The 25,609-nt window shown below is 65.5% G+C and carries 26 protein-coding genes; 18 read left to right on the top strand and 8 right to left on the bottom strand.

Annotation, left to right across the window (positions count from 1 at the left end; genetic code table 11):
- Window positions 1-164 precede the first annotated feature (164 nt).
- The 8 genes from HB634_RS18730 (at window position 165) to dctA (ending at window position 8,469) form a co-directional block, all read left to right on the top strand.
- Entirely contained in the window at window positions 165-1,133 is a 969-nt protein-coding gene (locus HB634_RS18730) for a hypothetical protein (RefSeq protein ID WP_213949699.1), read from the top strand.
- Between the two features lie 183 nt (window positions 1,134-1,316).
- Window positions 1,317-2,666, top strand: coding sequence for a carbohydrate porin (locus HB634_RS18725; RefSeq protein WP_213949698.1), 1,350 nt, complete (start codon window positions 1,317-1,319; stop codon window positions 2,664-2,666).
- Between the two features lie 49 nt (window positions 2,667-2,715).
- Window positions 2,716-3,639 (top strand): LysR substrate-binding domain-containing protein, encoded by a 924-nt coding sequence (locus tag HB634_RS18720; RefSeq protein WP_213949697.1) that lies wholly within the window; start codon window positions 2,716-2,718, stop codon window positions 3,637-3,639.
- A gap of 135 nt (window positions 3,640-3,774) precedes the next feature.
- The gene (locus HB634_RS18715; RefSeq protein WP_213949696.1) at window positions 3,775-4,857 is read left to right on the top strand and encodes a 4-oxalomesaconate tautomerase; all 1,083 of its coding nucleotides are present in this window, start codon (window positions 3,775-3,777) and stop codon (window positions 4,855-4,857) included.
- A gap of 23 nt (window positions 4,858-4,880) precedes the next feature.
- Entirely contained in the window at window positions 4,881-5,603 is a 723-nt protein-coding gene (locus tag HB634_RS18710) for a PIG-L deacetylase family protein (protein ID WP_213949695.1), read from the top strand.
- Window positions 5,600-6,292: a 4-carboxy-4-hydroxy-2-oxoadipate aldolase/oxaloacetate decarboxylase gene (locus HB634_RS18705; protein ID WP_213949694.1), complete on the top strand. Its 693-nt coding sequence runs from the start codon at window positions 5,600-5,602 to the stop codon at window positions 6,290-6,292. Before HB634_RS18710 ends, HB634_RS18705 begins: the two co-directional genes overlap by 4 nt.
- Window positions 6,293-6,295: 3 nt before the next feature.
- Window positions 6,296-7,165, top strand: a complete 870-nt coding sequence (locus HB634_RS18700) for an amidohydrolase family protein (protein ID WP_213949693.1) — start codon at window positions 6,296-6,298, stop codon at window positions 7,163-7,165.
- Between the two features lie 8 nt (window positions 7,166-7,173).
- Window positions 7,174-8,469, top strand: a complete 1,296-nt coding sequence (gene dctA / locus HB634_RS18695) for a C4-dicarboxylate transporter DctA (RefSeq protein WP_213949692.1) — start codon at window positions 7,174-7,176, stop codon at window positions 8,467-8,469.
- 134 nt (window positions 8,470-8,603) lie between these two features.
- On the opposite strand, the gene dusB is transcribed toward dctA, so the two are convergent.
- The 8 genes from dusB to HB634_RS18655 all read right to left on the bottom strand — a co-directional run bounded on the left by dusB (window position 8,604) and on the right by HB634_RS18655 (window position 15,372).
- Entirely contained in the window at window positions 8,604-9,590 is a 987-nt protein-coding gene (gene dusB, locus HB634_RS18690) for a tRNA dihydrouridine synthase DusB (RefSeq protein WP_213949691.1), read from the bottom strand.
- A 54-nt stretch (window positions 9,591-9,644) separates the two neighbouring features.
- The gene (locus HB634_RS18685) at window positions 9,645-10,943 is read right to left on the bottom strand and encodes a S8 family serine peptidase (protein ID WP_213949690.1); all 1,299 of its coding nucleotides are present in this window, start codon (window positions 10,941-10,943) and stop codon (window positions 9,645-9,647) included.
- Window positions 10,940-11,578 (bottom strand): zf-HC2 domain-containing protein, encoded by a 639-nt coding sequence (locus tag HB634_RS18680; RefSeq protein ID WP_213949689.1) that lies wholly within the window; start codon window positions 11,576-11,578, stop codon window positions 10,940-10,942. Before HB634_RS18680 ends, HB634_RS18685 begins: the two co-directional genes overlap by 4 nt.
- Window positions 11,575-12,159, bottom strand: coding sequence for a sigma-70 family RNA polymerase sigma factor (locus tag HB634_RS18675; protein WP_063572420.1), 585 nt, complete (start codon window positions 12,157-12,159; stop codon window positions 11,575-11,577). The genes HB634_RS18680 and HB634_RS18675 overlap by 4 nt, the downstream gene beginning before the upstream one ends.
- Before the next feature lie 66 nt (window positions 12,160-12,225).
- Window positions 12,226-12,969: a hypothetical protein gene (locus HB634_RS18670; protein WP_255548697.1), complete on the bottom strand. Its 744-nt coding sequence runs from the start codon at window positions 12,967-12,969 to the stop codon at window positions 12,226-12,228.
- Window positions 12,970-13,026: 57 nt separating this feature from the next.
- Complete coding sequence (locus tag HB634_RS18665; protein WP_082879125.1) at window positions 13,027-13,455, bottom strand: c-type cytochrome; 429 nt, start codon at window positions 13,453-13,455, stop codon at window positions 13,027-13,029.
- Complete coding sequence (locus HB634_RS18660; protein ID WP_255548696.1) at window positions 13,421-14,764, bottom strand: cytochrome C; 1,344 nt, start codon at window positions 14,762-14,764, stop codon at window positions 13,421-13,423. The genes HB634_RS18665 and HB634_RS18660 overlap by 35 nt, the downstream gene beginning before the upstream one ends.
- A gap of 23 nt (window positions 14,765-14,787) precedes the next feature.
- The gene (locus tag HB634_RS18655) at window positions 14,788-15,372 is read right to left on the bottom strand and encodes a cytochrome b (protein WP_231873944.1); all 585 of its coding nucleotides are present in this window, start codon (window positions 15,370-15,372) and stop codon (window positions 14,788-14,790) included.
- A gap of 161 nt (window positions 15,373-15,533) precedes the next feature.
- On the opposite strand from HB634_RS18655, the gene HB634_RS18650 reads away from it, so the two are divergent.
- The 10 genes from HB634_RS18650 to HB634_RS18605 are packed head-to-tail and all read left to right on the top strand — an operon-like array spanning window position 15,534 to window position 25,608.
- A complete protein-coding gene (locus tag HB634_RS18650) occupies window positions 15,534-15,959 on the top strand; it encodes an FdtA/QdtA family cupin domain-containing protein (RefSeq protein ID WP_063572418.1) in 426 nt (141 codons plus the stop codon).
- A 13-nt stretch (window positions 15,960-15,972) separates the two neighbouring features.
- Window positions 15,973-17,085, top strand: a complete 1,113-nt coding sequence (locus tag HB634_RS18645; protein ID WP_213949688.1) for a DegT/DnrJ/EryC1/StrS family aminotransferase — start codon at window positions 15,973-15,975, stop codon at window positions 17,083-17,085.
- Window positions 17,082-18,338: an O-antigen translocase gene (locus HB634_RS18640; RefSeq protein ID WP_213949844.1), complete on the top strand. Its 1,257-nt coding sequence runs from the start codon at window positions 17,082-17,084 to the stop codon at window positions 18,336-18,338. The genes HB634_RS18645 and HB634_RS18640 overlap by 4 nt, the downstream gene beginning before the upstream one ends.
- On the top strand, window positions 18,335-19,282 hold the full coding sequence (locus tag HB634_RS18635; protein WP_213949687.1) for a glycosyltransferase: 948 nt from the start codon (window positions 18,335-18,337) through the stop codon (window positions 19,280-19,282). The genes HB634_RS18640 and HB634_RS18635 overlap by 4 nt, the downstream gene beginning before the upstream one ends.
- Window positions 19,279-20,451, top strand: a complete 1,173-nt coding sequence (locus HB634_RS18630) for a hypothetical protein (RefSeq protein WP_063573543.1) — start codon at window positions 19,279-19,281, stop codon at window positions 20,449-20,451. Before HB634_RS18635 ends, HB634_RS18630 begins: the two co-directional genes overlap by 4 nt.
- A complete protein-coding gene (locus HB634_RS18625; RefSeq protein WP_213949686.1) occupies window positions 20,427-21,263 on the top strand; it encodes a Wzz/FepE/Etk N-terminal domain-containing protein in 837 nt (278 codons plus the stop codon). Before HB634_RS18630 ends, HB634_RS18625 begins: the two co-directional genes overlap by 25 nt.
- 26 nt (window positions 21,264-21,289) lie before the next feature.
- Entirely contained in the window at window positions 21,290-22,132 is an 843-nt protein-coding gene (locus HB634_RS18620) for a class I SAM-dependent methyltransferase (RefSeq protein ID WP_063574133.1), read from the top strand.
- A gap of 25 nt (window positions 22,133-22,157) precedes the next feature.
- Window positions 22,158-23,369 carry an amidohydrolase family protein gene (locus HB634_RS18615; protein WP_213949685.1) on the top strand — a complete coding sequence of 404 codons (1,212 nt, stop codon included), beginning with the start codon at window positions 22,158-22,160 and terminating at the stop codon, window positions 23,367-23,369.
- Entirely contained in the window at window positions 23,366-24,067 is a 702-nt protein-coding gene (locus HB634_RS18610) for a class I SAM-dependent methyltransferase (protein ID WP_255548701.1), read from the top strand. Before HB634_RS18615 ends, HB634_RS18610 begins: the two co-directional genes overlap by 4 nt.
- Window positions 24,068-24,093: 26 nt before the next feature.
- Window positions 24,094-25,608: a radical SAM protein gene (locus HB634_RS18605; protein ID WP_063572942.1), complete on the top strand. Its 1,515-nt coding sequence runs from the start codon at window positions 24,094-24,096 to the stop codon at window positions 25,606-25,608.
- Window position 25,609 lies beyond the last annotated feature (1 nt).

The following is a 25,609-nucleotide window of genomic DNA, read 5'->3' as shown; positions in this document are numbered from 1 at the left end:
CCACGCCTCGTTCGCTACGCCTGGGGCTAATCGTAAACGGGCCCGCGTAATTAATCGCTCTAGCCGTCGTCGCGGCTCTTACCCGGGATTCACGTCGCCTTGGCAGGCGCTTCTGCAACCTCCGCGCGGCTCGGCGCCCTCCCCAAGGCGCCTGGAAGAACGAAGTGTCCCTACAAATACGTGCTGCCGTTACCCAGGAACGGCCGTCGGCCTACGGCCTGCCCATTGGCGATCTGCGTGGCTTTGGCCGGGTCAGGGCCGATGCGTCGGTGGTGCAGCTGGCGCTGGACCGGGGCGCTGGCCTCCTGTGCCCGCCCGACGCAGAGCGGCCGCTGCTCGCTATGACGCTGAGCGGAGACCCCGTGTGGACCAACGCCTACGTCCCGGGAACCAATGTTCTGGAATCGACGGCCCGCACGGCCACGGGTGAACTGCGGGTGGTCGACTTCATGGCGCTGGCCGAAGGCCGGCCCGGCCAGGCCGAGTCGATTCCGGCGGGCCGTTTCGTGAGGATCGTGACGTGCACGGAAGGGGAAGTGGACGGCGAGCTGGCTTGCGCCGCCCCGACCGAGGGTGGCTGGCATCTCGCTTGCTCGCTCCCGCTTTCCCTGGCGGACGGCAGGGCCACGCTATCCGTGCGCCTGACGGCCGGCAAGAGCGTTGCCCTCGTCGTCAGCGAGAACGCTACGCAGGGTGGCATCCCGCTGGTTGCGTCGGCCCTGCATGCGTTGGGAGACACCATCCATTACTGGACCTGGTGGAGCGATCGCTGTCGCCACAGCGGTGAGGATTTCGACACCGTCCTGCGCGAGGCGCTCATGCTGAAGCTGGCTTGCTCGGCGGCCGGGCTGCAGGTCGAGGACCCGGGAGCGACGGGCTTCTCGGCCGCGCCACTGGGGGATATGTCGCGTGCCGCGGCTCGCTTCCTGGAGCTTGGGTACCGGCACGAGTGCGCGGAACTGCTCGGCTTTGTCCATGACCACGCTGCCTCCGGCGGCCACGGTCGCTGGACGTGCGAGGAGGCCTTCGCGGGGACGCTTGGGCACTACCTGGCCAAGCACGGCCCAAGCGGATTGCCTGAATCCCTGCGCGCCGCGGCACATGTGCCACCGCCGCAATCGCGTATCGCGTGACCGGGGCAGGGCGCCCGTTCAAGTCCCTTGCCCGATGCTGCGATGCACAATATTCATGACGTGATGCAAGTCATGCGTTTCATGCATACCTGATAGTTTCCCGATCGCATTGTTCTACGGCCTTCGGGCCGACAGCATCGCCCCCGCTCCGCCATCCTCCGGCGGCTTCCAGGGGCTCCACTGATGATCCACCGCTTTGCCATCGCTGCATTGTTCGCCTTCGTCACGTCGGTTGCCGTGGCACAGACGACTCCCGACGCGCAGGAACCCGGCCAGACGACACCGGATAGTCCGAAGGACAGCGGTGGCCCGGTGGACCGTCTGCGTGACGACGGCGTCTCGTTGCGCTTCGTCTGGGCCAACGACTGGGCGGCCAGCGTGCGCGGCGGCGAGCGTCTCGGTGCGACCAACGGTGGCGGCGCTGTCGGCGGGGCCGACCTCGACATGGGCAAGCTCGCCGGTATCGACGGCGGCAAGATGCACATCACCTTCGCCCGTTACTACGGTCATAGCCTGGCGGCCGACGATATCGGCACGCTGCAGAAGATCCAGGGCTACTGGTATCCGAAGCGTCAGTGGCAGCTTGCCCAGTTGAGTTGGGAGCAGCAGTTCTCCGACAGCCATATCAATGTGCTTGCCGGCCGGCTCAACGCGACCTGGCAGTTCGCGCGGTCCACCTACGGCTGCCGTTTCGTCAGCGCGCCGGATTGCCCCTATCAGCTCACCAACACCAGCGGTGGTTTCAGCGGCTTTCCTTACGTGAACTGGGGCGCGCGGGTGAAGTACCAGCCGGACGCCCGATATCTGTCGATTGGCGCGTTCGAGGTCAATCCCGACCGGCGCAACAACAACGGTCTCAACTGGGGCTTCAACAACGCCACTGGCGTGATGATTCCGCTGGAAGCCGGTTATGAAACGAGCTTCGCCAACGATCCCTATCCGAAGCACCTGAAGATCGGTGGCTGGTACAACTCGGCCGATTTCACCGATCCCGAACTCAACACGAAGGGTCTGCATCGCGGCCTCGTCGGTGGCACCGCACGGAACTACGACGGGGGTCGCTACGGTGTCTACGTGCTGGCGGACAAGGTCGTCTGGAAGCCGGATGCAAACAGCAATACCCGTAACCTCGCCGTATTCGGCTCGGTCACCGGCCCGCTGGACAATGCCGAGAACTACACCTTGCAATCGACCTTCGGTCTTCTGTGGACCGGTCTGTCTGCCGCGCGCCCGAATGATTCGCTCGGTTTCCAGGGCACCTTGTTCCGCTTCAGCCGCAAGGCTGTCGGTTACGAGGACGATCTGATCCACAAGGACAGCGGCACGAACGACCACTTCGCGCGCAACGAATGGATGACCGAACTCAACTACAGCTACAAGCTCCTTCCCGTGGTCAGCCTGGTGCCGAACCTGCAGTACATCGTGAGCCCGGATATCCTCGGAAATACGGTGGGCGTCAAGCGGGTGCCGGCCAATGCGATCGTGATCGGCTTGCGTGTCATGGTGAACATGGGCGGCCCGGGCAGCCAGTGACGCTGACCGCGCCGTATTCGCGCCATAATCGGATCACCCTGGATAACCGGTGCGCGACGCAACCTTGGACCTGAAACACCTGCAGAGCTTTATCCGCATCGTCGAGTTCGGCAGCCTCACGCGGGCCGCCGCGACGCTGGATGTTTCGCAGTCGCTGCTCAGTCGTCAGGTGCGACAACTGGAAACGGAGCTGGGCACCCACCTGCTGGAACGCAACGGCCGCGGCGTCGTCGCCACGGAAGCCGGCCGCGAACTGGTCGAGCACGGTCGAGGCATCCTTCGGCAGGTGGAAGTGGCGCGCCTGCAGTTGGGTCAGGCCCGCGGCGTGCAGGCCGGCAAGCTCGCCATCGGTGTGCCGCCGAGCGTGGGCTCACTGCTGACGGTCGAACTGGTCATGCGTTTCCGCGAGCGCTATCCAGCCGCGCAGATCAGCGTGGTCGAGGCTTTGAGCGCAAGCCTGCTGGAATGGCTGCAACTGGGCCGACTGGATTGTGCGCTGCTGTACAACCCCGCGGTAAACGCGAACATGCGTTTTCGCCATGTGCATTCCGAGGAGCTCTACCTGATCGGCAGCACGCGCGACGGACGCACGTTACCCGACGAGATACCGCTGGCCACGCTCGGTCAGTATCCGCTGATCATTCCCTCACCCCTGCATTCGGTACGCCAGCTCATCGAAGCCGACGCCGCGCGCTACGGTGTCTCGCTGGATATCCGGCTCGAGATCGACGCCGTTCGCTCCCTCCTCGACCTCGTGGAACGCGGTGTGGGATACGGTGTGCTCTCACGCAACGCGTTGCTGGCACGACGTGGCGAACATCATCTGCGCGCCGTGCCGATCGTGATGCCGAGCATCGTCACGCGGCTGGTCGTCGCCACTCCCACGCAACGGCCGATGAGCACCATCACCGAGCGCACGCTGGTCCTTGTCGACGAACTGATCGCCGAAGGGCGGCTCGATCCGCTGGAATAAGCCTGCTGCATTGCATCAAATGCAATCCGCACACTCTGTCATGAAGATTGTGCATAGCAGATAGGCGCCGCATCGCGTTGTTCGCCCTGGCCACCAGGACGACCATCGTCCCGGTTCAAGACCGTGGTGATAGCGATGGCTCATGAGATTCCCTGCTGGTACATGCGTGGCGGCACGTCGAAAGGGCCGTTCTTCCTCGCCAGCGACCTCCCCGGCGACAAGGCCACGCGCGATGCCGTGATCCTTGCGGTCATGGGCTCCCCCGACGAACGCCAGATCGATGGGCTCGGCGGCGCGCGGACCCTTACCAGCAAGGCAGGGATCCTCTCCCTTACCGAGGATGGGTCGGCGGATCTGGACTTCCTTTTCGCCCAGGTAGGTATCGCCGACGCCAGCGTCGACACCACACCGAACTGCGGCAACATGCTCGCTGCGGCGTTGCCGGCGGCCATCGAGGCGGGGCTGCTTGCGGGCGACCACGGCAGCACGACGCGCCGCGTACGCACGGTGAACACGGGGGTGATCGCCGAGATCACCATCGAGACGCCGTTCGGAAGTCCCCTCTACGACGGCGACGCCCGTATCGACGGCGTGCCGCGACCGGCGTCACCGGTGAGCTGCGGCTTCCTCGACACCGAAGGCTCGGTCGCGGGGAGCCTGTTGCCGACCGGCAACCTGCGCGACGCCATCGACGGTATTGCCGTCACCCTGATCGACAACGGCATGCCGGTGATGATCATCGCGGCAAGCGATCTCGGCGTGTGCGGCGATGAGCGCCCGGAAGCGCTCGATGCCGACACGGCGCTGAAGGCGCGCATCGAAACGCTGCGGCTGAAAGCCGGGCCGATGATGAATCTCGGCGATGTGAGCAAGAAGCCGATTCCGAAGATCACCCTGGTGTCCGCACCGCGTGCTGGCGGTGCCATCGGCACGCGCACCTTCATTCCACACGACTGCCATAGCTCGATCGGCGTGCTGGGCGCGGTCACCGTCGCCACGGCCGTGGTCTTGCCGGGCACCGTCGCCTATGACCTGGCGGTCGCCGGTGAAGGCGACCTTCGCACGTTGTCGATCGAGCACCCGAGCGGCGAGTTCAGCGTCGAGGTCGGGCTCGAGGGCACGCGCGTCATCCGCGCGGCCTTGCTGCGAACGGCCCGGCTACTCATGCGCGGCAGCGTACCCATCTCCCCCTCGATCTGGCGCGGTCCCGCCGCCTGATTCCCTCCCTGGAGCAGTAACCCATGTCCGATACGAAGACCGCGCTCGTCGTGAGCGCCCATTCCGCCGACTTCGTCTGGCGTGCCGGTGGCGCCATCGCGCTGCATGTGGCGCAAGGCTGGCGCGTGCACATCGTCTGTCTCTCCTACGGCGAGCGCGGCGAGTCCGCCAAGCTGTGGCGCCAGGCCGGCATGACCATGGACCGCGTCAAGACCGACCGTCGCGCCGAGGCCGAAGAAGCCGCCGGCATCCTCGGCGCCAGTGTCGAGTTCCTCGACATCGGCGACTATCCGATGCGTGCCGATCTCGATGTGGTCTTTCATCTGGCCGGGGTGTACCGCGAACTTCGCCCCTCCTTCGTGTTGAGCCACTCGCTGAAAGATCCGTATAACTTCGATCATCCGCTGGCTACGCATATCGCCCAGGAGGCGCGCGTGGTCGCGCAGGCGCACGGCCATGAGCCGCAGGTGCCGGTGATCGGCGCACCGCCCGTGTTCCTCTTCGAACCGCACCAGCCCGAGCAGTGCGAGTGGAAGCCGGAGTTGTTTCTCGACATCACGCCGGTGTGGGAGAAGAAGCGTGCCGCCTTCGAGACCATGCGCGCGCAGGAACACCTGTGGGAGTACTACACCCGCGTTGGCCTCCAGCGCGGCGCGCAGGCTTCGCGCAACTCGGACTTCAAGATCACCTATGCGGAAGCGTTTCAGCGGGTGTTCCCGCACGTGACCCAGGGGGCGCTGGCATGATCGGCGTCGTCGTGCGTAACCGCCCGGAGATCAGCGACGACCAGGCCGCCACGCTCGCGGCGATGGGCGTGGCCACCGTCCACGAGGCACAGGGTCGAACCGGCCTGTTGCAACCGCCGATCCGTGCGATCCAGCAGGATGTGGCTATCGCGGGCAGTGCGGTCACCGTCCTCGCGCAACCGGGTGACAACTGGATGCTTCACGTCGCCGTGGAGCAATGCCGGGCGGGCGACGTACTGGTCGTCGCCTGTACCACGGAGAACGAAGACGGCATGTTCGGCGACCTGCTCGCGACCTCGCTGATGGCCCGCGGCGTGGCCGGCCTGGTCATCGACGCGGGCGTGCGTGATACCTCCGAGCTCCGTCGCATGGGCTTTCCCGTGTGGTCGCGTGCCGTGCATGCGCGCGGCACGGTCAAGGCGACGCTGGGTTCGGTCAACGTGCCCGTCGTCGTCGGCGGCCAGTACATCAGGCCCGGCGACGCGATCGTCGCGGACGACGATGGCATCGTCGTCGTTCCCTTTGCCACCGTCGATACGGTCATCTCCGCGTCGCGCAAGCGCGTGCTCAACGAGGAAGCCAAGCGTGCGCGTCTCGCCGCCGGTGAACTCGGTCTCGATATCTACGACATGCGGGAGCGCCTGGCCGAGGCCGGGCTGCGTTATGTCGACGACCTCCCCAACGAGTGAACGATGAAATCCTGTCTTCCCCCCGATCCGAATCCGACGAAGCCCGAACAGGCCATGCCACGGCAATCCTGTGACGCCCACTGCCATGTGTTCGGCCCGGCCGATCGCTTCCCTTATGCGCCCGATCGTAGTTACACGCCCCCTGATGCACCTTACGAGCATCTCGTGGCACTGCATGATTTCCTCGGCTTCGACCGCGGCGTGATTGTCCAGGCGAGCTGTCACGGCACCGACAATACGGCCATGCTCGATGCCATCGCGCGCGGCCAGGGCCGCTACCGTGGTGTGGCCATTGTCGACGATGGCATCGACGAGACGGGTCTGGCCGAACTGAACGCCGGCGGCGTGCGCGCGGTCCGCTTCAACTTCGTGCAACACCTGGGCGGGCGCCCGGACATGCGCGTGTTCTGGCGTGTCCTCGATCGCGTGGCCGAGATGGGCTGGCACGTGGTGCTGCACCTGGATGCCAACGACATCGTCGAACTCCAGGACGTGCTGCGGAAGATCCGCGTGCCGTTCGTCATCGACCACATGGGCCGCGTGCAGGCCGCGCAAGGCGTTGAACAGGAACCGTTCCGCCTGCTCGTGGCGTTGATGCGCGATAATCCGCTGGCCTGGGTCAAGGTGTGCGGTGCGGAGCGCGTCTCCGTCGGCAAGCGTCCGTTCGACGATGCCATCCCCTTTGCCCGCACCCTGATCGAAACGGCGCCGGATCGCGTGCTGTGGGGAACGGACTTTCCGCACCCGAACATCTCCAAAGATATGCCCAACGATGGCGGTCTGGTCGACCTGATGTTCCGCTTCTGCCCGGACGAGACGCTGCGCAAGCGCCTCCTTGTCGATAACCCCGCGCGCCTGTACGACTTCAACTGAGCATTCCCATGTCCCCAGTCACCACCGCCAACAGCCTTCCGCCGCCGAAGCCGCGCAAGCCCTTCTACCGGCAGCTCTACATCCAGGTGCTGGTCGCGGTGGTGATCGGCGTGATCCTCGGCTACCTGTCGCCCGCTTACGCGGTGAAGATGAAACCGTTGGGCGACGCGTTCATCGCGCTGATCAAGATGGTCATCGGGCCGATCATCTTCTGCACCGTGGTGACCGGCATCGCCGGCATGCGGGACATGCGCAAGGTCGGTCGCGTGGGTGGCAAGGCGCTGCTCTACTTCGAGATGATCTCGACGGTGGCGCTGTTCTTCGGCCTCGTCGCCGGGCACATCTTCCATCCGGGCACGGGCTTTAACGTGGATCCCACCACGTTGAAGTCCGGGGAGATCGGCAATCTCGTCGCCCAGGGACACAACATCGAGTCGATCGAGTTCCTTCTTGCGATCATCCCGAACACCTTCATCAGCGCATTCGCCAAGGGCGACGTGCTTTCGATCCTGCTCATTTCGGTCCTGTTCGGCTGCGCACTGGCCGCGACGGGGGATCGAGGCAAGCCTGTGTACGATGTGATCGAAGCCGGTGCGCAGGTGTTCTTCAAGATCGTGCACTACATCACCGCCGTGTCGTCCATCGGCGCCTTCGGCGCCATGGCGTTCACCATCGGCAAGTACGGCGTGGTGTCGCTGGTGCCGCTGATGGAACTGATCGGCAGTTTCTACCTGGTCTGCGTGCTCTTCGTGGTCGTGGTGCTCGGCATCGTCGCGCGCTTCGCGGGCTTCAGCATCCTGCGTTTCTGCGCATATATACGCGACGAGCTGCTGATCGTGCTGGGCACGAGCTCGTCGGAAGTCGTGCTGGCGCCGCTGATGCGCAAGATGGAGGAACTGGGTTGCCCGAAGGAAACGGTTGGCCTGGTTGTGCCGACCGGCTATTCGTTCAACCTCGATGGCACCAACATCTATCTCACCATGGCGATCCTGTTCATCGCGCAGGCGCTGAACATCGATCTGACGCTCGAGCAGCAGATCACCGTGGCCATCGTCGGCATGCTCACGTCGAAGGGCGCGAGCGGCGTCGCCGGCGCGGCGCTGGTCATGCTCGCCTCGACGCTGAGCGTGGTGCCCGTGGTACCCGTCGCGGGGATGGTGCTCATCCTCGGCATCCATCGGTTCCTGGGTACCGGCCTGGCGATGACGAATCTTGTCGGCAACGGCGTCGCGGCGATCGTCGTGTGTGCCTGGGAGAAGGAACTGGACCGGGAAAAGTTGAAGGCGGTCCTCGACGCTGCCTGATCAAACCCTTTCGGCCTGCACCGCCTTCAGTCTGTAGGAGCCGATTCATCGGCGATCCCGCGGCAGCGGGGCAGGTCATGGCAAGCACTCATCGCCGATGAATCGGATCCTACCGAGCAGGGTCGATGCACTGCTCAGGCAGCCAGCGAGGTCCCGGCGGCGAGGGCATCGAAGTAGTCGCGGGTGAGGCGCGTCTGCGTGGCGGCGTCTTCGGCACGATTGACGACGTCGCGGAAGGCCGCGTTTTCCGGGCGGTCCTTCGCGTACCAGCCCAGGTGCTTGCGTGCGATGCGAACGCCCATCTTCTCGCCATAGAACGCGTAGAGATGTTCGAGGTGGCCGCACAGGATGTCGCGCACTTCGGTCGGTGTCGGCTCGGCGAGGTGCTTGCCGGTCTCGAGGAAATGGGCGATCTCGCGAAAGATCCACGGACGCCCCTGCGCACCGCGGCCGACCATGATGGCATCGGCACCCGTCGCCGCGAGTACCTCACGCGCCTTCTCGGGTGTGACGACATCGCCGTTGGCCATGACCGGGATGCGCACGCTGGCTTTCACCGCGGCGATGGTCGCGTACTCGGCGTCACCTTCGTATTTGTCGGCGCGCGTGCGTCCGTGCACGGCGAGCGCAGCGATGCCGGCCTCTTCGGCGATGCGGGCGATGGTCAGGGCGTTGCGGTTGTCACGATCCCAGCCGGTGCGGATTTTCAGGGTGACCGGAATGTCGACGGCCTTGACGACCGCGGCGAGAATGCGCGCCACCAGGGGTTCGTCCTGGAGCAGGGCGGAGCCCGACCAGACATTGCAGACCTTCTTCGCCGGGCAGCCCATGTTGATGTCGACGATCTGCGCGCCGTTGTCCGCGTTGTACTTCGCGGCCTCGGCGAGCATGCCGGGGTCGTACCCGGCGATCTGGACACTTACGGGTTCCGGCTCACCGTCGTGGTCCATGCGGCGCAGCGACTTGGTCGTATTCCACAGGCGCGGATCGGCGGTCGTCATCTCGGACACGGCCAGCCCGGCCCCCATGCGCTTGCAGAGGAGGCGGAAGGGCTTGTCGGTGACGCCAGCCATGGGCGCGAGCACCACGCCGGGCGCGATGGAGTAGGGACCGATACGCATGGGGCGATTTTACGCGATCCGCGACAGCAGGGTGTCGGGGGCTCTGACGCAGGCTCAGCGAGGGGCTTTGCCGCTCTTCTTCAGGGCAGCGACAGCGCCCGCGGCATTCACTTCCAGCATCCCGTGCTTGGTCGCACTGCTGCTCAGCAGAATGGCGTGGATCGAGGCGGGGTCGAGCCCCGGCGCCAGGGCGAGCATCAGGGCGACGATGCCACTGACGTGGGCGGTGGCCATGGAGGAGCCGGAGCTGAAGTCGTAGCCGCCACCGGGTTGGGTGGTCAGGATGTCGTTGCCGGGGGCGCTGACGACGCCGGGTGGTGCAGGCGTCGTGGCACTGGTGCGCACAACAATGACGCCGGGCGCCCCGTCGGGGAAGCCGCTCAGCTTGCCATCCGGTGGCATGGCCGTAATGACGATGCGGCCTTCGCTGAGGATCTTGGCGAGAAGCCGGGTCAGTAGCGGGTCGGCGGGACCACCCAGGCTAAGGTTGACGATGCGCGCGTCGGTATCGTTCACCGCAGCCAGTGCCTTGGCCAGGGTGAACGAGTTGCAGCGCGCGCCACCTTGCGATTCGGGGGGATACCAGCAGGCCTTGTAGACGCTTAGCCTGGCCTTGGGCGCGATGCCGACCATGCCCTGGTGGTTGTCGCCGATGGCGGCGATGATGCCGGCGACTTCGGTCCCGTGGCTGTCGTGGTCGAAGGCGGAGGTGTCATCGTCCACGACGTTGCGGGTATCGCCGATGTGGCCGCGCAGGTCCGGGTGGGTCATGTCCACGCCGGTATCGACGATGGCGACACGAACCCCTTCGCCCTGGCTCGCGTTGTGCGCCAGGGCAGCGTCGGTCTCCACGAAACCGCGCTGCAGGTCGGCGTAGGGATCGTTGTACTTGTGCGCGTCGCCGGTGTCGGTGGAGTACACCGAGTAATCCTGCAGCGGCTGCGCAAGCTGCACGCGCTCGTCCTTCTGCAGGGCGGCGATCAGCGCATCGCGATCGACACCCGGCTCCGGATGGAGCACGACGCAGTAAAGGTCGAGGGCCTTGATCGGCCAGCCGCTCACTTCCTGCAGGCCGTAGCGTTTTTTCAGGTCCGTGAGTTCGGAGACGGCCCGTTGGCCTGCACCGTAGTGCGCGGAAGGGGCGTAGCCGAGCAGGCTGGAGCCGGCGTGGGTCGAGGCGGGCGCGAGCGGATTGGCTACCGCGAGCACGATGTCACGACGGCTGTCCATGCGATCGACCGCGCTAGCCGGCGTCGCGTTCACGCTCGAATCGATCGACGGAAGGGGCCGTGCCGGCGCGCACGCCGACAGCGTTACGAGCAGCCCCAACAGCGCGGCGACCCCGATCTTCATGGACTGGCGTTCACCGGCTCGGCGAGGCGCACACCATGCGCCGTGCGCAGGCGCTGCACCACCTGGGTCGATGCCGCGGCACCGCCCGCAGGCATGACCGTGTACGCGCCCACGTCATTCGGGCCACCGATCACCTGCAACTGCATCGAACGGAGCAACGTGTTCCAGTCGGCGAGCTTCATGCCGGTATCGGGAACGACGTGTATGGCACCCGCCGGCACGTGCGCAGCCTCCTGGCTCAAGGTGCGGTAGGCCGGCTGCGGCGTGCCTTCGGCCCAGAACCGGGCGCCCAGCGTACCCAGCCCGACCGCCTGGATGAGGACCGCCGCCACCAGTGCACGGGTCAGCCAGCTCCCGCCGGCGCCGCGTGAGGGCGCGGTCTCCATCACCGGCGCATCGATGCGGGCGAGCAGTCGGCGCAGGCCGAGTTCGGGATCGATGGACACATCCGCCGGCAGCGACATCGCCAGGCGCAGGCGCTTCTGCTGTTCGAATTCGGCGCGGCAGCCATCGCATTCGGACAGATGGCTCATCAGCCACTCGGTCTGTTCCTGAGCCGCGCTGTCCTGGAGTACCCAGGGCATGGCTTCCCAGGCGCGGGCGCAATCGCGGCCGGTATCCGTCGGCATCCTCATGGCGCATTCTCCTTTGTAGCGGATGTGACACCGGCAAGGCCCGGAAGCACGTTACGCAGTTTCACGCGGGCGTGGAACAGGCGTGCTTTCACGGTGCCGACCGGGCACTGCATGATGACGGCGACGTCGTCCAGGCTGTGGCCGACGCCGTAAACGAGTTCGACCACGACCCGCTGGTCTGCCGTGAGGCGGTCCAGCCCCTTGCCCAGCCAGTCGCGCAGTTCACGGTCTTCATCGGGATCGTGGGAGGGCATGCGATCTTCGGGGACCGAATCCTCATCCACCGGTTCGCTGCCATGCTGGCGCAGCGCCTTGAGTCCACACCGGTAGGCGATGCCCATGATCCAGGTGGAGACGCGCGAGTCGCCGTGGAAACTGCCGGCTTTCTGCCAGGTGATCCACAGGCAGTCGTTGATGACTTCCTCGATGATGTCCGCGCGGCGTGTCAGGCGCGACAGAAAACGGGACAAGCGCCCGTGGTAGCTGCGGTAGAGCACGCTGAGTGCCGTGCGGTCGCCCGCCGCCATCCGTTGCAGCAGGAGGCGGTCGGTGGTGTCGGCGTCGGTGTCCGCGTCATTCATGGTTTCGTCGGAGCAAGTCGGGAGGCCAGCGTGAGTACCCCTTTAGAGGGGAAAGGTTGCGCTGGCTCAGAACGAGCGCGAGACAGTCGCATTCCACGGTGAGACCGCGGGAGACCCGTCAGGCCGCGGTGCGTGCCGGGTCATGATGTGATTGAGCTCGACCCGCCACCTTTCACTCTCCCATATGAGGCCGGCATGCCCGTATTGGTAGCGAGGATAGTCGCGGTTGTAGGGCGGAATGAGGTACTGGGCCGTGCCGACACCGGCCGACACCGCAAGCTTCCAGGCCAGCGGCCAGCGGAAGCCGATATCGGCGGCCCCGCGCGGTCCGCGACCGCCCGTATGAACGAGCTGGGCCGCAGAGACGCCGACGGTGAGGACGTCGCGGTAGATCCAGCTGGCGCCCAGTTCCACACGATCGTAGATGCGCCAGTGGGAATCGTTGCCGTAGCGGTAATAGAGCAGACTCGTCTGCATCTGCCAGTCGGCGGACAGCGACCACGCATACGAGGCCTGGGCCAGGGCCTCGACGATCTTCCCCGGTGCGCGCGTTTCGGTGCTGGCCGAAAGGCCGAGCGACCAGCCCGAGGGCGTCGTCCAGGAAAGGGCGCCCTGGAGGACAGGGGTTTTGGGCGTGACCGCCAGCCCGCGATCGACGAGTTGGTTGCTGACCGCGACCACCCCGCCAAAACTCGACGATTGCGCGTGCGCAGCCACCCCGTAAGTGCCGAGCAGTAGCGCCGACACAACGATACCGAGCCGCACACAGGTACCCGTCGGCAGGGTGGCGAACCACCGTGCCGACCGCATACCCCTGTGTGTGGACCCGGGGTGGCTTTGCCGCATCACGTCGTCATACAGATGTCGTCAGTGCACGCTGCTCAGGTAAGACAGGAGATCGTCCAGCTGCTTGGCGTCAGTGAGTCCATCGTATTTCATCTTCGTGCCTGGATTGGCCTGTTTGGCCGGTTGGGACAGGTACCAGTGGAGTTTGTCCGCGGTCCACGTCCAGTTCGCCTGCTTGAGCGCATCGGAGTAGCTGTAGTCGGCGATGCTGCCCGACTGCCGCCCGACGATACCGAAGAGGCTGGGGCCTTTCTTGTTGCGGCCCTCCTTCACGGTATGGCACTCGGCGCATTCGGACTTGAAGACATCGGCACCGGCTGTCGCGTCACCGGCCCGAACGGCGGGGGAAGCCGCGAGCCAGCCGAGGGCCAGCCCGGCCAGCGCAACCCCGTGCAGCCAGCGGCCGCGGTGAGCCTCAGAACGCGAGGCTGGTGGAAAGGGTGAATGCATTCAGATCTCCTGCATTGATAGGTTGGGCGCCGGGGGGAGCGCCGAAGATGTTGTGCCCGCGACCATTGAAATTCGTGATGCGATACCAGGTGGCAGCGAGCTTCAGGTTGGCGATGGTGGTGTACGAATCGTCCTTGCCGAACGGCGCCCAGAACAGCGTGATGACGTTGCTGGTGGCGTCCGGGTCACCGAAGGGCGGGTAGCGCACGTCGTCGCGGGTGCCGGTGCTGAGCATGTGCGACACCGAGAGGCTGTAGGTCTGGTGGAACGTATAGGTGGCGCTGAGCGTCTGGTCGCGGACATCACCGCGGTTCGGCGCGGCGATGCCGCCGGGTCCGAACAGATCCGCCCCGTAGTGACGCTGCTCGAGGATGTTGACGTAGGCCAGCTGGAGGATGTGTTCGCGGTTGCCGAGGTATTGGTACGTGAGGTCGTAGCCGAGATCGGTCAGGTTGTCGCTGGGCCCGGACCTCGGCAGCGACCGATGTGTGGTCAGTGCAACGACACCGGCCGAGAAGAATTGCTTCTTCATGTCCTTCATGTATGCGAAGCGGAAATAGCCCGTGTCGTGCAGCTTGCCGGGGTCGCTGGCGATGTTGTATCCGAGGTGATCCTGGGTCGACGTGGGCAGGGAGCGGTAGGTGCCCACTTCGCTATACCAGTTCTGGTCGTAGAGGGCGTACATCGTCGCGCCGATCACGCGGTCTGTCGGTGCGTTCGGGGTGGCGAGACTCAGCAGCGAGCCGGTCACGCCGACCGGCGAGATGAACGAGGCATTCGGCAACGCCGCGATGGGATCCTGGAAGCCCGGGCTGTTGTTGACGCTCACACCCAGGGTGAGGTCCTTGCCGCCGAGCTTCAGCTCCTTGGCGACGAAGCGCAGGTCCACGTTGCTCAACCGCGTGTTGTACGTGTCGTGTCCGGTGCGATCGGCCTCGACCTTCACGAAGCCGCCGATCTGGTCGGTAAGGCGTCCGGCCACATAGAGGTCACCCTCGGTAAGGTCCGTCGTGCTCTTGCCCGTCGCCGGATTCGTGTAGGTTTCCTTCAGCTGGCCCGATACCGGCACTTTGAAGCCCTTGCCGTCGGTGTCGGTATAGCCGTTGAGCTTGAAGCGCATGCCGTAGGGCGTGAGTTGCGGACCATACGAACCGGCGTGGCAATCGGCACACGCCGAGCCGGTCTGCCGCGCATAGGCGGGAATCGCCTGGGCGGCCGTGCTGGCGAGCATCAGCAGTGCCGCGACGGCCCAGCCAAGATGTGCTGAGCGAGCCCAGCGGGCAACGCGTCGGATCAGATGGGACAACATGACAGTTCCTTGTTTTCGTGTGGTCAGCGACGGCGTTTGGGCCACATCCGGCGGAGCACGCCGTCGCGCATGACGAAGTGGTGCCAGAGCGCGGCGGCGATATGCAGGCACACCAGTCCCAGCAGCACCCAGGCGGCATTGAGGTGCCAGGTCTGCAGGGTGTCGGCGAGGTCTTCGTCGGCCGCCACGAAGTTGGGCAGCGTGGCGCCGAAGAGATGCACGGGTTTGCCTTCCGCGCTGCTCAGCGCCCAGCCGAGCAGGGGCAGGGTGACCAGCAGGGCGTAGAGGGCGATATGGGTCAGGCCGGCGGCGGCGCGCATGGGCCAGGGAGCCTCACCTGACGAGGGCAGTTTGCCGACCCGCAGGCGAACGAACACGCGGATGACGAACAGCGCGAGTACGAACAGGCCGAAGTGGCGGTGCCCCTCCAGCAACCACAGGCGCACGTTGCGTCCATCGAGCTGGTCACGGGTGAGGATGAAAGCGGCTGCCATCACCACGCAGATCACCGTTAGCCAGTGCATGACGCGCAGCCGTCGCGGCAGGGGTGTCAGGGCAGCCTGGCCCGAGCCCCTTGCCGGTTTGCCCCTCACGGGACCGCCTCTCAACGGTGTCAGTGGATTCAGTCCCATGCCCGAGCTGCCCTTCACATCGCTGCCAATGCGATTGAGTGCCGCGTGGGCGGCGGAAGGTTGCCGCAACCTTTGGTGACAGGGCCGGCACTCAAGTTCGTACGACGCCATCAACGAAACAGTGCCTGGCCGACACCATGGAAATCGAGCGAATCCAGTTACAGAAGCACGGCGATAGCCGGGGCATGCTCGTTTCCCTGGAGCAGAACCGGAACGTGCCGTTCGAAATCCGGCGGGTGTACTACATATTCGCCAACACGCCGGATGTGCATCGCGGTCAACATGCCCATCGCCACCTCACGCAGCTGGCGGTGCCCGTGCGGGGCTCGGTCACGCTGTTGCTTGACGACGGCACCGGTCCGGCGACCGTCGTGCTCGACGATCCCACGCAAGGCCTGCTCCTGGGCAGCATGGTCTGGCGCGAGCTCTACGATTTCAGCGACGACTGCGTCCTGATGGTGCTGGCGGATCAGTTCTACGACCCCGCCGACTACATCACCGACTACGCGCAGTTCCTGCGGGAAGTGCAGGGCACGCGCTACGTGGAAGGGCTGGCCCTGTGACGAAGCCCGCGTAATGGACGTACCTTTTCTCGATGTGCGTGCCATCAATGCACGCCATGCCGACGAACTGAAGGCCGCCGCGGGGCGCGTCATCGACTCGGGCTGGTACGTGCTCGGCCAGGAACTGGCCGCCTTCGAAAGCGAGTTCGCTCGATGGTGCGGTCTGCCGCACGCTGTCGGTGTGGGCAATGGGCTGGATGCGTTGTCACTGATCCTTCGTGCCTGCAAATCCCTCGGCCGGTTAGCCGATGGCGACGAGGTGATTGTTCCTGGCAATACGTTCATCGCGAGTTTTCTCGCGATCACGCAAAGCGGACTGGTACCCGTTGCCGTCGAGCCAGACCCGTCCACCTTCAATCTCGATCCCGCGGCCATCGAGGCGGCCATCGGACCGCGGACGCGCGCGATCATGCCTGTGCACCTGTATGGCCAACTGGCCGATATGCCTGCCATCACCGCCGTCGCCCACCGGCATGGCCTGCTGGTGATCGAGGACGCGGCGCAAGCCCATGGCGCCACCTGGTCGGGGCGTCGTGCGGGAGCCTTCGGCGATGCCGCGGCCTTCAGCTTTTTTCCAGCCAAGAACCTGGGTGCGCTGGGTGACGGCGGCGCGGTCGTCACCGCCGATGCCGAACTCGCCACGCGTGTCGCGGCGTTGCGCAACTACGGGTCGCTGGAGAAGTACCGCCATCTTTACCAGGGCGTGAATTCACGGCTGGACGAAATGCAGGCGGCGATGCTGCGCGTGAAACTCAAGTACGTGGATGCGGATGTCACCCGTCGTCGGGCGATCGCACGGCGCTACCTCGCGTCGATCCGACATCCCGCGATCGGCTTGCCGGCACTCGCGAGCGAAGAACGCCACGCGTGGCACCTGTTCGTCGTCCGCAGCGCCCAGCGCGATGCGTTGCAGGCGCACCTGCTGGCCGAGGGTGTCCATGCCCAGGTTCACTATCCCGAGGCGCCGCACCGGCAGCCGGCCTATGCCGGAGCGTTGCCTGTGAGCTTGCCCCTGACGGAGTGTCTGCACGACGAAGTCCTGAGTCTTCCGATCGGACCGACACTCGGCGACGAGGCGGTCGAACACGTCATTCGGGCGTGCATGAGCTTCCGGCCGTCGACATGAGCCTGGCGCGCGCCGGTTTCTATTCAGCGATAGGCACCGCCGCGCGGCTGCTGGCCGGCCTGGTCGTCATCAAGCTGGTGGCATGGTTCGCCGGGCCCGAAGGCGTCGGCCGGCTGGGGCAGTTCATGAGCCTGATGTCGCTGCTGGCGGTGCTTGCCGGCGGTGGTATCAGCGCCGGCATCGTCAAGTATGTGGCCGAGTATCGCGGCGACCCGCAGCGCCTTTCGCGCCTGCTCGCCGCGGCGCTTTCTTACGCGCTTTGCGCATCGTGCCTGATGGGGTTGGCCGCACTGGTGTTCAGCCGGCAGTTGGCCGTCTGGATTCTCGGCGACGCCGGTTTCGAGAGCCTTATCCGCGTTCTCGCAGTCGCCCAACTGGGGATCGCTGCCGTGAACTACGTGCTGGCCGTGATCAATGGTTTCATGGACGTGCGGCGCCTGGCTTTCATCCAGGTGATCGGTTCGGTGCTCGGCATCGCCATGGCCGCGTGGCTGGCCAGTCGTTTCCAGCTCTACGGCGCGTTGCTCGCCCTCGTCCTGGGCCAGTTGGCGTGGCTCGCCGTGGCCCTTCCCTCGTGGTGGCGCAGCCCGTACTTCCGCCAGAGCCTGCCGCGGCTGCGCTTCGATCGCGAAATGAACGGCCGGCTCGCCGCCTTCTCGTTGATGACGATCAGTTCGGCCTTGCTTCCGCCGCTGGTGAACATCGCGGTACGCGATCACCTCGCGCTCCAGTTCGGCTGGCAACAGGTCGGCAACTGGCAGGCCGTGAGCAAGGTGTCGGACGCCTACCTGCTGTTCCTCACCGCGGCGATCAATATCTACTACCTGCCAAAGCTCGCCTCGATCAGTGAACGTGGAGCGCTGGTCGGCGAGTTGCGTAATGCCTACCGGCACATCCTGCCGGTCGTGCTCGTGCTTGCCGCCCTGGTGTACGTGGCCCGCGACTGGGTGACGCGGATTCTCTTCAGTGCGGACTTCACGTCGGCCGAAGGGCTCTACGCACCGCAACTGGTGGGCGACGTGGTCAAGATTGCGTCGTTCGTACTTTCCTACGTGATGCTGGCAAAGGCCATGACCCGCCTGTTCGTGGCCTCCGAGATCGCCTTCGGTGTGAGCTACCTGCTGCTCGTCTACCTGTGCACGGCACATTTCGGCCTGGTCGGCGCGATGTACGCCTTCGCCATCAACTACGTGGGCTACCTGATCTTCAACCTGCTGGTGGTCCGGCACTACCTCGGAGGGCTGCGCACATGACCGTCGACCTATACGAGTGGTCACATGCTCCGCTGGTATCGGTACTGATTCCCGCGTTCAATCACGAGGGTTTCGTGCAGCGATGCCTTGATAGCGTGCTCGAGGATCCGTACCCGGCCAAGGAGATCGTCATCATCGATGACGGATCCACCGACCACACGGCCGAGCGCATCGCCCATTGGGTGGCGGCCCACGGCAGCGAGATTCCCGTCGAGTTCGTCCGCCGCGAGAACCGCGGCATCGCGGCGACGCTCAACGAACTGGCCGCCCGCTCACATGGCGAATACCTGCGCATCGGCGCCAGTGACGATTACCTCTTGCCTGGTGGTCTGGAGGCGCAGGTTCGCTACCTTATGTCGCACAGGAACAAGGGCGCGGTCATCGGCGATTCGATCGTCATCGACGGCGAAGGCAACCGGCTCCACGACAGTGGAATGATCGATCTGCACGGCGCCGACAAGCGGCTCTACGACTCCAGCGACGGTATCCGTCGTGCCGTGATCGGGCACTGGGCGATCGGTGGGCCGGTGACACTGCTGCGCAAGAGCGTGCTGGAGACCGTTGCGCGCTGGACCGAGGGCCTGCGCATCGATGACTGGGACATGTTCCTTCGCCTGGCCGCACGTGACGCGATCGGCTTCATCGATGTCACTGTGTGTGCCTATCGGCTGCATGGCGCCAATTTCAGCAAGACACGGCACACCGCGACGCGGATCGTGAACCTGGTCGAATCGCGCGAGGTGGCGATGAGCCGGCTTTGCCTGTTCGACGAGCCGTATCGCACGCTGCTCCGTGCGCAGGCACAGTACATCGGCGCGAAGATCGCTTTCCTGCAAAAGCGCCACTCACGCGTGGCGCTGCACCTGGCTACCTACGTTTCCCTGATTGCGCTGTCGAGGCTGCGGCTGCGCCGTACGGCGCACTCGCATGCGGAGGGCGTATGAATCGCATTCTCCGCCAGCCGTCGAGCTATATCGCGTGGCCGCTGCTGTTCGCTTGCGGGCTCACCGCGCTCGCCTACGATCTGCCGGCGGGATACCTCGAAGGCATGTTACTGCTGGTGATGGCGGCCGTCGGCATCATCCTGTTCGATGCCTTCGCGGCGATCCGCCTGCCTTCGATCGCACGATTCCGCGCCCGTGACTACACGGGCAGCCGCGAAGCCTTCGTCGCCCTCGTTTTCGCCGCGGTCGTGATCGTCTTTTGCGGTCTCGACCTGGCGCTGTTTCCCATACCGTTGATCGACAATCCGGCCTCGTACGCCACGATGGAGCCAGGGCGCGAGCACGTGCGACATATTTCCTCACTTTGTTGGACGCTGCCGCCCATCGGATTGCTTTGCACGCGTAAGCGCGGCCTTCGTAATGCACTCATCATGATCGGCCTGGTGTTTCCGGTGCTGGTGATCGACCGTAACCGTATCTTCGCAGCGCTGTTTTCTTTCGCTCTGGTCATCCTGTTCCGTCGCGACGTGCGCCGTCCGTTGCCGTGGAAGTCGGTCGGCTTCATCGGCATTCTCGGCGCGACCGTGTTCTCGGTGCTTGGCGCGGTGCGTTCGGGTTCGCTGGACAACGTGAACCTGCCCTTCAGTGCGCTTTACCGCGCTGCGCCGCAGGGCATCAAGTGGCTGGCGCTTTACGTCAGCGCCGGTCCTTACAACTTCGCATCGATGGTGACCAAGGGCTATACGGACGCGGCCATCCTGATCGGGCAGCTCATTCCGCTCAGCGGACCCACCACATTGGCTGCGGCGGATATTCCTTTCGATGCGCCCAACATCAACGTGGGTACGGAGTTCCTGCCGTTCCTGCTGGCCTACGGCCCCTGGGGCGCCGTCGCTTCGATGCTGCTGCTCTACGCCCTGCTGCTGTGGAGCGTGCGCCGGTTACGCGCCTCGGTGTCGCTGTTCTCGCTGCTGATCTTCCTGCGCATCGCCTATGTCTGCCTGATGTCACCCTTCGCACCGCAGGCCTTCATCTGGACCAATGCCGCCTTCGTCATCCTCTGCCTGCTCATGCAGCTGTTCGCTGCCTTGCTGCCGACGCGGCGTGACGATGTCACTCTCCCACTTCCCCACGAGCCCCACGCATGGAACAAGACGAGATCTATCTGATCGACCTATGGCACATCTTCCTTCGGGAGTGGCGCTGGTTCGTCGCCGTGCTCGTCATGGTGCTCGGGCTCACGTTTGCCTGGGTGCACACGGCACGCAGCCAATGGGAAGCCACCGTCTGGATACAGGTGGGCCAGGTGGGGTCCGCGCCGACCGGCCAGGATATGAAGGTCGAGCCGTTCCAGCGCGTGATCTCGCGGTTGCAGACCGCTGCCTTCCGGGACAGCGTGGTTGCCAGCCTCGGTCTTTCGTCCGGTTCCTCCGAGGCGAGCCTGTATAACAGGAGTTTCAAGGTCGATCCCGAGCCCTATGCCAACCTCTTGAAGGTCAGCGTCCGTGCTTATTCGGCGCAGCAGGCGAGCGATCTGGCCAAGGCGACACTCGACCAATTGCAGGCCATCCACGCGCGCATCGGCGCCTTGCCGCTGAAGCTGGCCAACGATCGCCTCGATGAACTCGACAGCAACCTGCATATCGCCCTCGCCGACCGCGACCGCCTGGTGAGCGCTACCGCGTCCGCCGACCATGCCGCGGCAGCGCTCGCCGGTGTCCTGCTGGCCAGCAAGAACGAAGACATCCGCGCGCTGCAGCAGGCGCGCAGCGAACTCGTCGTGCGCCTCGCGCCGAACTATACCTACGACACCTCCACGCCATGGCCCATCTTTGCGCCCGCAGGTCGTGCCTTCCCCAACAGCGTGCTCGGCATCGGTATCGGCATCGTGTTCGGCCTGTTCCTTGCCGGCGTGGCGGCGATCGGACGCAATGCGCTACGGCGTCGTTCAACCAAAGCACGTTCGCCCGGCACTCACTGATCCGACACACCGGAAGACGAACGACTATGAGTGCCCAATCGACACCTGAACCGATCGACGACGCGCGTCTGCTCGACACGCAGCGGGCGTTCGACAGTGTCGCCGCCGACTACGACGGTCCGCGCGGCAACAATGCACTCATCCAGCGCATGCGCCAGACACTCTGGGATACCGTCGTGGGCGAACTGGGTCGAGGCTCGCACCTGCTCGATATCGGCTGCGGCACAGGTATCGATGCGTCCGAATTCGCGAGGCGCGGCTACGAGGTGATGGCGACGGACTGGTCGCCATCGATGGTTGCGCGCACGTCGGCCCGTGCGGGCGACCCCTCGTTGGGCGGTCGCCTCACCGCCAGGCACCTCGGTGTCCAGGAGCTCGGCCGTCTCGATGACACGTTCGACGGCAGCTTCGACGGCGTCTATTCCAACTTCGGACCGCTCAACTGCGCACCCGATCTGCACGACGTGGCCGCGCAGTGCGCGCGCCTCCTGCGTCCGGGCGGCGTCATGGTCTTCTCGGTGATGGGCCGCATCTGTCCCTGGGAAGCGGCGCACTACGCCCTGCGCGGCCGGTTCCGCAGGGCGGCGGTGCGTGGAGCGCGTGGCGCGACGGCGGTGGGTATGAATCGCCATACCATCTGGACGAAGTATTACCTGCCGCGCGAGTTCTATCGTCCCTTCGCCGGGCAGTTCCGGCTCGCCGGCTATAGCGCACTGAGCCTGTTCATGCCGCCGCCGTACATGGTCGATCGCTACGAGCGTCGGCCGGGCTGGTACGAGCGCTTGGGTCGTCTCGACGATCGCTTCGGCAAGCTGCCACTGTTGCGCGACATGGGCGATCACTTCCTCATCGTGATGCACCGGCGCTGACGACATGCGCGCGCCGCATACCGCCATGGATGCGACTCTTCTGGGTGGCATAACCATGCTTCCCCAGGGAGTGTCGCGCGCGCCGCTGCATCTTCGGGCGGGACGCGTGTCGGCCTCGGCCGAGGGCAGGGCGCTCCGCGTCGACGTGCGCGGGCACCGGATCTTTCCCGGGCTGATCAACGCGCACGAGCATCTGCAGGTCAATGCCATACCTCCGCTGCGACGCGCAACGCCCTTCCCGAACAGCTACGCGTGGATAGACGCGTTCCAGCAACACTTCGATGACGCCGATGTGGTCGCCGCGCTGAGCGTGCCCAAGGCGGTGCGCCTGCGCCACGGCGCGCTGAAGAACCTTCTTGCCGGCACCACCTGCGTCGTCCACCACGATCCCTGGCACCCGGCGCTGGACGCGGAGGACTTCCCGGTCGCGCTGCTCCGCGGCCACGGCTGGAGCTACGCACTGGGTGGTCCCGGTTTCGGGCCGCCGGTACGCGAGAGCTACCTTGCCACGCCCGCCGGGCAGCCCTGGATGATCCATCTGGCCGAGGGCACGGACGAGGTTGCCGCGGCGGAGCTCGCCGAGCTCGACGCCCTCGGTTGCCTCGGCACCAACACGGTATTGATCCATGGCGTCGGGTTCGACGACGCCGATATCGAGCGCGTGATTGCCCGGGGTGCCGCCGTCGTCTGGTGTCCGGGCAGTAACCTTGCCTTGCTCGGGCGTACGCTCGATCCGCGTCGACTCCACGCCGCCGGCTGCCTCACGCTGGGCAGCGACTCACGGCTGAGTGGCCGCCGTGATCTGCTTGACGAGCTCGGCGAGGCCTCCGCACGCGGGGACCTGCCGAGTTCGGCCTTGCTCGATCTCGTTACCACGGCCGCTGCCCGCATCTTTCGCCTCGGCCTGCGCGGCAGCCTGGCGACAGGCGCCCCGGCGGATATCGTCATCGTGCGGGATCGCGACGGCCTTGCCGCCGACAGCCTGGTCGGCCTCGCTCGCAGGGATCTCCGTGTCGTCGTGCGCGACGGCGTCCCGTGCATCGCCGATCCCGATTTTGCCGAATGGTTCGACGCCGCTGGTGTCGATGCCGTTCCGGTCCTGCTCGACGGCTGGCCGAAGCTGATCGCGCGCTCCCTGGTCGAGCACGCGGTGTTCGCACTCGAGCCAGGGCTCGACGTATCCCTTTCCGATCACGAACGCGAGGCTGAACTCGCCATGGAGGCACGGTGTCACTGACGTCCCCCTTGCCGGTGCTCGAGCCGCTTGAAGCCTATGCGCTCTGGTCATCGTGCTACCCCGCGCACGCGCACAACCCGGTGATGATGGCCGAGGAGCGCGCGATGCTGGCGCTGATGCCCGAGGTGCTACGAGGCCGGCACGTACTCGACGCGGGTTGCGGCAGCGGTCGTTACCTGTTGCATGCACTGCGTCGTGACGCAGCCCATGTCACTGGCGTGGACCTTTCGCCCGCGATGCTGGAGCGCGCGCGTGAGGCCCTTGGCAGCGCTATCGCCGATGGCCGTGCCGACCTTCGCCAGGGCGATCTCGCCAACCTGCCGTTGCCCGGTTCGCTGGCCGACCTGACCGTGTGTGGCCTGACCATCGGGCACCTTGAGGCGCTCGCGCCCGCACTGGCGGAACTGCGTCGGGCGACGCGTCCCGGTGGGCGAATCCTCTGCAGCGACGTGCACCCGATCGGTCATGCACTGGGCTGGCAGCGCGATTTTCGCGCGGAAGGCCGGCGCTATGCCGTACGCCACACGCGGCACCTCTACAGCCACTGGCACGCGGCGTGCGCGGCGCTCGGCCTGGCCATCGAGCGTGTGGAAGAACCCATGCTCGATCCTGCCGATATCCCCGTCGGCGCACATTTCGACCCGATGGCCCTCGAACTTCCCGTGGCCCTGGTCTTTCAGCTGAGGCGCATCGCGTGAGCCTATTCGACACATCGACGCCTGACATGGGGCGTTTGCCGAGGACGTTGCTGATCAACCCGACGATGACGTCGCGTTCGAGCGCACGCTTTCCCCTTGCGCTGCTGAATCTGGCGGCCGCGTTGGATCACAACGGGCATAGCCAGATCATCGACGGCAATGTCGACCGCGATCTCATCGGGGCCACGCGGGCCGCGATCGAGGGCGATCGCTTCGACGCCGTCGGTATCAGTGTGATGGGCGGTCCCCAGGTCGCGCCATCCATCGAAGTCTCCCGCTTTATCCGCGAGCGCTATCCGCAGCTGCCGATCATCTGGGGTGGCTACTTCCCGACGCTCTACACGGACACGGCGCTTTCGGCGTCGTATGTCGATTACGCGATACGCGGGCAGGCCGAAGAGAGCCTGCCGGAACTGGTCGCGGCCCTGAGCCGACCCGGCGAGCCCGCCGTCTCGAACATCGGCAGCCTGTCCTGGAAGCGCGATGGGGCGGTTGTGCACAATCCCAACCGGCGTTTCTCGCTGAGTGACGGTGGCATCGTGCTTCCTTATGACAAGCTGGGCGATCCTCGCCGGTACCTCGCGCGCACCTTCCTGGGCGAGCGGACGGCAGCGCACCAGGCGTCCATCGGTTGCCGCTTCCGCTGCACCTTCTGCGGTGTGAACGCGATGTTCGGCGGCATGACCGCCTTGCCCACGGCCAAGCGGCTCGAACGCGACCTCAGCTACCTCAAGTACGAACTGGGCGCCGACTCGATCCAGTTCTTCGACCACAATTTCTTCGATCGTGAAGTGGAAATGATTCCGTTGCTCGAAGTCATGGCGAAGCTGGAAATGCCCTGGTGGTGCTACGCCCGTTCCGACGCACTGCTTAATCTCTCCGAGAGCACCTGGGAACTGGTGCGCGCAAGTCGCCTGCGCATGGCCTACGTGGGTGCCGAGTCGCCGAGCGGCGCCATGCTGAAGGAAATCCGCAAGGGCACGCGCCCTGACCAGACCCTGCAGGTGGCGGAACTGTGCCGCAAGAATGGAGTGATTCCCGAACTCTCGTTCATGGTGGCGCCGCCGCAGAACACGCTGGAGGAGACCGAGCACACGTTCGAGTTCATCCGCGAACTGAAGCGGATCAATCCGGCGTCGGAAATCATCGTTTACATCTACACGCCGCTGCCCGAAAGCAGCAAGCATGAGAAGGATCGCGGCAAGCATGCGTCCATGCCACTGCTCGACCTGCATGGCGAGCCGGTGGTCTTCCCTTCCTCACCCGAGGAGTGGACGGAGCGTCGCTGGGTGGACTATGCCTGTCACGCCGATGCGCCCTGGCTCACCGACGAGCTGCGCCGGCACATCCAGGACTTCGTGACCGTGCTGCGCTGTCGCTTTCCGACGGTGCAGGACCTGCGCTCGCCGTCATGGGCCAAGCGTGGCCTGAGCGCGATGGCGTCATGGCGCTACCGTCGCCGCCAGTACGACCGGCCTTGGGAGCTCAACCTCGCCAACCGGCTCGTGCGCCTGCGCATGCCCCAGGTCTCCGGTCTCTAGG

It is taken from the genome of Luteibacter sp. dw_328, assembly GCF_018449605.1.
GTDB lineage: Bacteria > Pseudomonadota > Gammaproteobacteria > Xanthomonadales > Rhodanobacteraceae > Luteibacter.
Note: the sequence above shows the minus strand (reverse complement) of the source record. Positions and strands in the feature narration are given on the sequence as shown.